The following is a 9,413-nucleotide window of genomic DNA, read 5'->3' on the forward strand; positions in this document are numbered from 1 at the left end:
TTCAAGTTCGCGCATATTTTCGGGACCAAACAACGCTTCTCGAGCACTATAAGCAGCATCAGCCACCCGCATAAGCTCTTCCTTGAGCTCTTCCCGACTCAGCTTGTCAAGCACCTCTTCCTTAAGCTCGCCTGCTGGCGCAAAATATCCCTCGCAGTATTCAATCAGTCCAGCATAATCCCACTCTTCCGGATAGACCTTTTCATTCGCATAAATATCCATACCTTGATCAATAATTTTTTCGTTCATATGGTATATATTCTATTTGAGGTTATCGACTGTCAATATCTTCTTGCGCTGACTATAAATAACCTCACGCTGCTGGTTCATGACATTATCATATTCAAGTACATATTTACGAATATCAAAATTGCGCGCTTCTACTTTTTTCTGCGCCTGTTCAATGGAGCGGGTAATCAGCGCATGTTCAATAGGTTCGTCTTCTTCCATCCCCAGTTTATCCATAATACCGGCAATGTTATCAGAACCGAACAACCGCATCAGATCGTCTTCCAGTGACAAATAAAAACGGGAAGAACCCGGGTCTCCCTGACGGCCAGCGCGGCCGCGCAGCTGGTTATCAATCCGGCGGCTTTCATGGCGCTCAGTACCAATAATATGAATGCCGCCCAGTTCGGCTACACCTGGTCCCAGGACGATATCGGTACCACGACCAGCCATGTTAGTAGCAATGGTAACAGCACCAGCCTGACCGGCTTGGGCAACAATCTGGGCCTCCATTTCATGATACTTGGCATTCAGTACATTATGGGGTATGCCCTGCTTCTTAAGCATGACTGATAATTCTTCCGACTGGGCAATCGAGGTTGTGCCGACAAGAACCGGCTGGCCTTTTTTATGACGCTCAACAATTTCAGCCACCACAGCCTTCTAGTTGGCACGCTGGGTTTTATAGAGACCATCTGGCAAGTCCTGCCGTTGCATAGGACGGTTAGGTGGAATAACAACAACATCCAGATTATAAATTTTTCGAAATTCAGCTTCTTCGGTTTTAGCGGTTCCCGTCATACCAGCTAATTTTTTGTACATCCGGAAATAGTTCTGGAAAGTAATAGTTGCCAGTGTCTGGCTTTCACGCTCAATTTTAACGCCTTCTTTGGCCTCAATAGCCTGATGCAAGCCATCAGAATAACGACGGCCAAACATTAAGCGACCAGTAAATTCGTCAACAATAACCACTTCGCCATCTTTAACCACATAGTCTTTATCTCGATGCATCAAAGCGTGTGCCCGAAGCGCTTGGTTAAAATGATGTGACAGCTCCATATTTTCGCTGTCATAGAGATTCTTGACATTTAAGAGTTTTTCAACCTTCGCAACCCCCGCCTCGGTAGGTGCTACTGTATTGGCTTTTTCATCAATGGTATAATCTTCGCCAGCTTTGAGTTTTGGCACAATTTTAGCCAACACATAATACAGATCAGTGGATTTCTCGCCAGGACCGGAAATAATCAGCGGTGTACGCGCTTCGTCAATCAATATACTGTCGACTTCGTCGATAATCGCATAATTCAGTGGCCGCTGCACCATCTGCTCCGGATAAATAACCATATTATCCCGGAGATAGTCAAACCCAAATTCATTATTGGTTCCATATGTTACATCCGCACTATAAGCGAGTTTCCGCTCATCAAAGTCAAGGCCATTCACAATCAGTCCTACAGACAATCCAAGAAAACGGTACAGTTTTCCCATCCACTCGCTGTCGCGGCGAGCCAGATAGTCATTGACGGTAACAACATGTACCCCCTGGCCAGTCAGGGCATTTAAATACACCGGCAAGGTGGCAACCAATGTTTTGCCTTCCCCGGTCCGCATCTCGGCAATTTTGCCTTCATGTAACGCAATACCGCCCAACATCTGTACATCAAAATGACGCATAGCCAGAACCCGGCGGGAGGCTTCCCTTACAACAGCAAAAGCTTCAGGTAAGATGTCGTCAAGTGTCTGCCCTTTATCAAGACGCCGTTTAAATTCGGATGTTTTGGCAGTCAGCGTAGCATCACTCATATTCTGAAGCTCGGGTTCAAACGCATTAATAGTATCTACTATTTTTAACATGCGCTTAATTTCTTTTTCGTTATCATCACCAAATAAGTTCTTTAAAAATTTAAACAAGTTATCAACTCCCCGGCAAAACATGAATACACAGTATGTTTAGAGACAGTTTGGAAATGCTCTAAGGCTGCATGTTTTTAACAGACCTGCAGTTAGTATGTGCCTAATATATGATTTTAACAGAAACCTGGGGCAAAGTCAAAAAATGGATTGGTAGACAACAAAACGAGATCACCCGCTAGCACTCATAGTGCCTGTACGGTTATGGCTGTTATTAGCCAACTAGGCCTCTGTGAGTATCGCGAGTAATCTCGTCTTATAATTTTTACTAACTTATGCTAAACTGCCAATAAGATTAGTAACGAATTAACCTGCCTGATGGTGACCGGGAAGCTGGGTTTGACTACCTTTAACTGGTTCGATTTCGTTTTCTACCCATACTGGGTTATGATGTTTGGCTTCTTCGAGGGATTGGGTTCCGTCACCAAACATACATAAAAACTCGCCCCAATTGTAAATTCCGAGGAAAATATGCGCAAACATACACAGTCCAAGGAATATACCAATGACCAGATGTACCATATCAAACCAGTAGATAACTGCTTTGGGAGCTACGGGTATGAAAGCATATAATACCCAACCAGTAACAATTAAAATAATACCACCAAACAGCATTATGATTCCCATCTGTTTCTGACCTGAATTCATTTTTCCCATTGGAGGTACAGGAATTTTTTTCCCTAGCAGCATTTTTTGCGGATAGCCGCCGCCAATCAGCATCCACGCAATATCTCGCTGGTCCCAGGTAAATATCCGGCGGATAAAGGCAACAATTCTATCAAAACCAAATAACGTATAGATTATACATGATATCGTAAGAATGCTAGCGCCAACGATATGAATTTTCATAATCAGATTCTGTACATCTTCACTAAACGGCTGAAGCCAAATAGCAAAACCAGTGATGGCCGCCGGCAAAAAGCCTAAGATCAAGCCCCAATGAAACAAGCGGGAAATAAGAGGGTGCTTGAGTACCCGTGGACCATGTTCATCATGATGACTCATTGATTATCCCTCCTACACTAACTTAGTTCTGTCTACATATTTGGTATGAAACAGTTCTTCGGCCAAATGACTCAGTGGGTTATGAGCGAATTTTTTATACATATCCATTACCGCCTGGTTGTTGTGACTTTGACGGACTTTAGCCTTTACGTCATCTTTGTAAATACCTTGTGCCCGCATCTTTATATACTTTGTGCGGTCCTGAATCAAATCGGTAGCTACATAAGCACCAGTCCACAAAATTGCGCCAGCGACACCCATGATTCCTAAAAATTCGCGCCGTGTTACTTTAATAGCCTTCTCTACATAATCATAACGCGCCATGTTGTCCCCTCCTTATGCCCAAGGCAATACGGCCTTAGCTTTACCTAACCATGAAGTGCCCATTGGATAGATTGGCTGACCGCCGCCATTGACGCAGCCTCCTGGACAGTTCATGATCTCAATAAAATGATATGGTGATTTGCCAGCTTTCACTTCTTCCAAAAGCGGGGTTACATTTTCCTTAAGGCCATGCGCTACTGCAACATTAAGAGTAACCTCTTTACCAGTCTTAGCGTCTTTCATGGTAACACTAGCCTCTTTCACACCTTGGAGACCGCGCACAGGCTTAAATTCAAGCACATCCAGCTCTTTGCCAGTAATAACAAAATAGGCTGTTCTGAGCGCTGCTTCCATTACGCCGCCAGTATTGCCAAAAATCGTTCCGGCACCACTATACTGAGCTAACGGGTTATCTTTATCACTAAATTCTGCAACCGTATTTAAATCAATGTTAAGCTTTTTGAATAAACGAGCCAAATCTCTGGTGGTTAATACGACATCGACATCCGGGTAATTGCCTGGCTTACCCTGAGTTTGCCAATAATGCGCCGCGCTATGGAACTCAGGTCGTGAAGCCTCAAACTTTTTCGCCGTACAGGGCATAATGCCAACCATATAAATATCTTCTGGGTTAACATTCCAGACTTCTTTAGCCCCATATGTTTTAGCCAACGCTCCGGCCATCATCATCGGCGATTTTGCAGAAGACACATTGGGTAACAAGGATGGATAATAGAGTTCCACATACCGTACCCAAGCGGGACAGCAGGAAGTAAATTGCGGCAATGGCCCTAAATGATGTTCTGCCGGTTCCCCTAAGGCAAAGTGCCTAATCTTGCCAATGAGTTCCATGCCTTCTTCCATAATCGTCAGGTCGGCAGTAAAGTTGGTATCCAGGATTTTAAACCCTGCTTGTTTCATCGCACCATACAACTTTTCAGTTACCAAGGTGCCGGGCTCCATACCAAACTCTTCACCAATCGCCACGCGAACAGCCGGTGCAATAGTACCAACTACGGTCACTTGCTTGTTTTTGAGTTTTTCGAGTACCTTATCTACCACGTCAACCGTATCCTTGGGAGCCCCAAATGGACAGTTGATCAGGCATTGACCGCAGAAAATACATTTTTCATTGTTGACTCTGTGAGCGGCTCCATACTTCCCCTCAATTGCGTTTGTTGGACAAAACGCTTTACATGAGTCACAGCCTTTACATGTCTTGCGGTCAATCTCAATAATGTTGGTTAATTCCTGTGATTGAAAACCTTTCAAGACAAAACCTCCTCACCCCATAAGTTAATTAAATATTCTGTACAAATCTGCTTTTGTGAATTTTAGAACGTTTAAAGCTTGTTTGGGTTTATTGAAAATATGATTGCCATGATTTAACTGTAGTTTAAAATCTAAAACTTGTCAATAATGTTGAAAGGGTCTAAACAAGTTAATTATTTCACTAATTTTACAAAATATTCAAACCTGTTTAAAAAATCCCCTCATTGTGCATACTAATGAGAAAACACAGTTTACATCTATCTATTTTCCTTGGGGGTATCATCGTGAGTCGTGATGTTCTTGGTATGCTGGATATAGCCAGTCAGCTTGCCAAATTAAAAGATATCGATTATAAAAACACGCTGGCAATTGCTGCACTCATCGAGCTATTAATTGACAAAGGGCTATTCACCAGGCAAGAGTTCGCTCAAAAAACACAAGAACTCGAATCAGCTTCGCTTGCTGAGATTATTATAAAACGCCGCTCTGAACTACGAACACCTCGTTGAATTCGACTTACTATGTACGGATTCACCAGACATAAACATCTATACCAGGACTCTGCCTAAAATAAAAAGACTTCATAATGCTCGCAAATTCGGTAGACTAAAAAGAGCCGGAACGTATCCTGGCTCTTTTTTTCTTCCCCTAGAGATAAGAAACTAGAACTCTGGTTCAATCAAACCGTACTGACCATCTTTCCGTCGGTAAACCACATTCACTTCTTCTGTTTCGGCATTAGTAAACACGTAAAAATCGTGATTAATCAAATTCATTTGCATAACGGCTTCATCCACAGTCATAGGCTTAACGGCAAAACGTTTAGTTTTCACAATACTGAATTCTTCATCACTGGCAGAGTCACTAACCGAAGCAGCTGCAGATACCAGATGACCATTTTTAAGCTTGCGGGAAAGTTTAGTCTTATATTTTTCAATTTGTCGTTCCAGTTTGTCAATAACTAAGTCAATAGAAGCATACATATCATTGGTGGCTTCTTCGCCGCGTAAGAGTATGCCATTAATCGGTACGGTAACCTCAACAATGTGCCTACCCTTGCTAACAGTGAGGATTGCGGTAATTTCTCCCATATGAGCGCTGTCAAAATATTTTGCAATTTTACCAACGCGTTTTGTTACATGATCTCGTAGTGCAGGTGTGATCTCAATATTTCTACCTCGTACTGTAATCGCCATACTACCTATCCCCTTTCCTGTTTCCTATATAATTTAATATTCCCCGCAGAACTTAAAATTCCTGTCCTATACGGAATATTTTTTCAAACTTTTCTACAAACTTTGAACAAAAACCGTTTTTTCTATTTTATACCAATTTGCTCATTAGATAGTTATCCAAACAAAAACCCGGCGAAAAGCATCGCCGGGTACATGTTTTATATTTTATTTTATTAGTTGCATTTGTAAACGTTGCTGGCTTGCGGTCCGCGAGCGCCTTCAACGATTTCAAATTCAACTTGTTGGCCTTCATTCAGAGTTTTGAAACCTTGTTCTTGAATAGCCGAGAAGTGTACGAAAACATCTCCGCCATCTTCTCTCTCAATGAATCCGTAACCTTTTTCTGCGCTAAACCACTTAACTTTACCAATCATGTGAAACTCCTCCTAAGATAAACTGCAGACTGCACTCGCAGCCACAAGAGGAAGTATAACATATATTGGTAGCAGTGTCAATTTATAAAATCTTGGACAAAAAGGCCTGGGTTCGCTCTTCCTTTGCATGTAAAAAAATTTCATCCGGTGTACCTTCTTCAATAATCCGGCCTTCATCCATAAAGATGACCCGGTCACCCACTTCGCGGGCAAAACCCATCTCATGGGTAACAACCACCATGGTCATTCCCTCATTAGCCAAGGTCTTCATAACATCGAGAACTTCTTTAATCATTTCAGGGTCAAGAGCCGAAGTAGGCTCATCAAACAACATAACTTTGGGCCTCATAGCCAAGGCACGGGCAATGGCTACCCGTTGTTGCTGTCCGCCGGAAAGCTGGTCCGGATACGCGTTGGCCTTGTCGGCGAGCCCAACCTTTTTCAGCAGATCGTAAGCAATCTTATCCGCTTCGATTTGCGGCAGTTTACGGACTTTTACGGGTGCCAGCGTAATATTTTGGAGTACTGTCATATGCGGAAACAGGTTGAAGCGTTGAAAAACCATACCGACTTCTTCCCGGACCTTATTGATATTGGCTTCACTGGTGAGGGGAATACCATCCACGACGATTTCGCCTTCTGTAGGCTGCTCTAAATAGTTCATGCACCGCAGTAGTGTACTTTTACCTGAGCCACTTGGCCCAATAATAACAACAACTTCCTGTTCACGGATATGCGCATTCACGCCTTTTAAGACATGTAATTTGCCAAATTTTTTATGAACATTTTTAATGCTTATCATCAGTTTTGAACCTCCGCTCAAGATAATCCACAAGGCGGGATATAGTAAAAGTCATAAGCAGGTAAATAAAGGCCACAGTAAGCCAAATCTCAAATGAACCATACGTACGGGCAATTATCAATTGTCCACGCCGTGTGAGTTCTTCAAAACCGATTACCGATACAAGGGAAGAATCCTTTAACATAGCAATAAATTCATTGCCCAAAGGAGGAATAATGCGTTTAAATGCCTGTGGCAGAATAATATAACGCATAGTTTGGGCCCAAGTCATGCCTAGTGACCGTCCGGCCTCCATCTGCCCCCTGTCGATGGACTGAATCCCTGACCGAAAGATTTCGGCAACATAGGCACCACTGTTTATACTACAAGCCGTGATGGCCGCAACAAACGGGTCGATGCGCTGACCAACCAGCATCGGCAACGCGAAATAAATGAGAAAAATCTGTACCAGCAGTGGTGTACCGCGAATAAAGTCCACATATATGGCAGCCAGCATTTTTACTGGCCATATTGTCGATAGTCTGGCTATACCGACAAACATACCAATCAATAGACCAAAGCCGACACTCAGTGCAGTAATTTGCACTGTGACGCCAGCCCCCAAGAGGAGTAGTGGAAACGAGTCGAAAATTAAATTAAAATCAAAATTCAACATCCTCACCCTTAATAAAAATTAATAAGGTTGCATAAAATCACATGTCAATTATAGTCGGACAGGTACTAGGTGTCAATACAATTATTAGATATAAAAAAGGCGCGACACTGCGCGCCATAACCTAGAACTTATGTCAGAACAAACTACCCGAAATATCATGTAAAAGCTATCTACTGACAATTATCCCAGCCTATAGAGTTTGCATAAAAACAGAATTACCAACGGCTGCCATTCCGTCGAAGACTCGCACCAGCCGTGTTTTCGACTTATTGGGGAGGCTTTTTACCAAACCATTTAAGGTATATTTTTTCATATTCGCCATTTTTCTTCAAGGTATCAAGAGCTTGGTTAATCTTTTCAGTCAGCTCAGTATTTTTCTTAGCAATAGCTATACCATACTCCTCAGAAGTAAGCGGTTCGCCAACAACCTTAGCCTCTTTGCCGCCAGCTTGAGCAATGTAATATTCATTAACTGGCAAATCATTCACAACAGCGTCTACACCGCCTGCTTTGAGCTCCATAAACGCTTCTGGTGCATTGTTAAACTCACGGATAATAGCATCTTTAATTTTTTTGGCTTCCATAGCGCCAGTAGTACCAATTTGCACGGCAATACGTTTGCCTTCCAGATCTTTAAAGGTTTTGATGGTGTCATTATCAGCCCTGACGACGATTGACAGACCAGATTTGTAATAAGGCTTAGAAAAATTAACTTTCTTGGCCCGCTCCTCTGTAATGGTCATGCCTGAGATGGCGACATCAATATTACCTGCTTCCAGCGCTGGAATCAAACCGTCAAACGCCATGCTCTGCACTTGTACTTCCATGCCCAATTCCTTACCTATAGCCCGAATCAAGTCCATATCAAAACCGATATACTCTTTGCTCTTTTCATCCTGAAATTCAAACGGCGCAAACGTCGTCTCAGAACCAACTTTAAGCACCTTAGCTTTCGGCGCTTCGACCGGCTTTGCGGTTTGCTGCCCACAGCCGGCAAGTCCGAATGCCATTACAAACATAATGAGAACAGACAAAATCCCCAGTTTTTTTGACACAGCGGCAACCCCCTCTATATGTTACATTTCATGTAGTAATTATACAATTTAACGCATAAATAAACAAGCAGTCCAAGAATGTATACACGGCAATTTGTTAATTGTAGTTATTAGATGGACATTCTATCTGATATGTACAAATCCAACTTATCTTTAACCAGTTGTACTTAATGCCTATTGACCATTACAACTACCGAGAGTACACCGCAATAAGGAAAACTAAAAAGCCCGGGGTATAAAATCCCGAGCTTCATGAGCATTTTTATATATTCTATCAATTAGTACTATTCTATCAATTAACGCTCTTTTTGTGCAATAAAGCAGTCGCGGCAATAAATTGGACGATCATTGCGGGGTTTAAATGGAACTTGCGTAGTTACACCACATTCGGCACAAATTGCTTCATGCATTTCTCTTGGAGTTGTTTGCCCTTCACTGCCCTCACGGTTGCGTCTTCTAATGACCCGACATTCGCGGCAACGAGCAGGCTCATTTTCAAAACCTTTTTCTGAATAAAACTCCTTCTCTCCTGCTGTAAAAACGATGTCCTTT

At 42.6% G+C, this 9,413-nt stretch carries 10 protein-coding genes and 1 pseudogene; 1 reads left to right on the forward strand and 10 read right to left on the reverse strand.

Going from position 1 to position 9,413, the window contains the following annotated elements; genetic code table 11:
* The 4 genes and pseudogenes from secA to AC29Z1_RS08670 form a co-directional block, all read right to left on the reverse strand.
* Positions 1-2,139: pseudogene (gene secA / locus AC29Z1_RS08655) on the reverse strand (preprotein translocase subunit SecA); the annotation flags it as partial.
* A 306-nt stretch (positions 2,140-2,445) separates the two neighbouring features.
* Positions 2,446-3,144: a cytochrome b/b6 domain-containing protein gene (locus tag AC29Z1_RS08660; RefSeq protein WP_488271058.1), complete on the reverse strand. Its 699-nt coding sequence runs from the start codon at positions 3,142-3,144 to the stop codon at positions 2,446-2,448.
* A 12-nt stretch (positions 3,145-3,156) separates the two neighbouring features.
* The gene (locus tag AC29Z1_RS08665; RefSeq protein ID WP_488271059.1) at positions 3,157-3,468 is read right to left on the reverse strand and encodes an iron hydrogenase small subunit; all 312 of its coding nucleotides are present in this window, start codon (positions 3,466-3,468) and stop codon (positions 3,157-3,159) included.
* 12 nt (positions 3,469-3,480) lie between these two features.
* The gene (locus tag AC29Z1_RS08670) at positions 3,481-4,740 is read right to left on the reverse strand and encodes a [FeFe] hydrogenase, group A (protein ID WP_488271060.1); all 1,260 of its coding nucleotides are present in this window, start codon (positions 4,738-4,740) and stop codon (positions 3,481-3,483) included.
* A 284-nt stretch (positions 4,741-5,024) separates the two neighbouring features.
* On the opposite strand from AC29Z1_RS08670, the gene AC29Z1_RS08675 reads away from it, so the two are divergent.
* Complete coding sequence (locus tag AC29Z1_RS08675; RefSeq protein ID WP_488271061.1) at positions 5,025-5,249, forward strand: hypothetical protein; 225 nt, start codon at positions 5,025-5,027, stop codon at positions 5,247-5,249.
* 153 nt (positions 5,250-5,402) lie between these two features.
* On the opposite strand, the gene hpf is transcribed toward AC29Z1_RS08675, so the two are convergent.
* The 6 genes from hpf to AC29Z1_RS08705 form a co-directional block, all read right to left on the reverse strand.
* Positions 5,403-5,936 (reverse strand): ribosome hibernation-promoting factor, HPF/YfiA family, encoded by a 534-nt coding sequence (hpf, locus tag AC29Z1_RS08680; RefSeq protein ID WP_488271062.1) that lies wholly within the window; start codon positions 5,934-5,936, stop codon positions 5,403-5,405.
* Between the two features lie 212 nt (positions 5,937-6,148).
* Entirely contained in the window at positions 6,149-6,349 is a 201-nt protein-coding gene (locus AC29Z1_RS08685; RefSeq protein WP_488271063.1) for a cold-shock protein, read from the reverse strand.
* An 82-nt stretch (positions 6,350-6,431) separates the two neighbouring features.
* Entirely contained in the window at positions 6,432-7,151 is a 720-nt protein-coding gene (locus AC29Z1_RS08690) for an amino acid ABC transporter ATP-binding protein (RefSeq protein ID WP_488271064.1), read from the reverse strand.
* Positions 7,138-7,803: an amino acid ABC transporter permease gene (locus AC29Z1_RS08695; protein WP_488271066.1), complete on the reverse strand. Its 666-nt coding sequence runs from the start codon at positions 7,801-7,803 to the stop codon at positions 7,138-7,140. Before AC29Z1_RS08695 ends, AC29Z1_RS08690 begins: the two co-directional genes overlap by 14 nt.
* A 269-nt stretch (positions 7,804-8,072) precedes the next feature.
* Complete coding sequence (locus tag AC29Z1_RS08700) at positions 8,073-8,861, reverse strand: basic amino acid ABC transporter substrate-binding protein (protein WP_488271065.1); 789 nt, start codon at positions 8,859-8,861, stop codon at positions 8,073-8,075.
* 296 nt (positions 8,862-9,157) lie between these two features.
* Complete coding sequence (locus tag AC29Z1_RS08705; protein ID WP_488271067.1) at positions 9,158-9,406, reverse strand: CxxC-x17-CxxC domain-containing protein; 249 nt, start codon at positions 9,404-9,406, stop codon at positions 9,158-9,160.
* Between the last annotated feature and the right edge of the window lie 7 nt (positions 9,407-9,413).

It is taken from the genome of Sporomusa sp. (assembly GCF_057736855.1).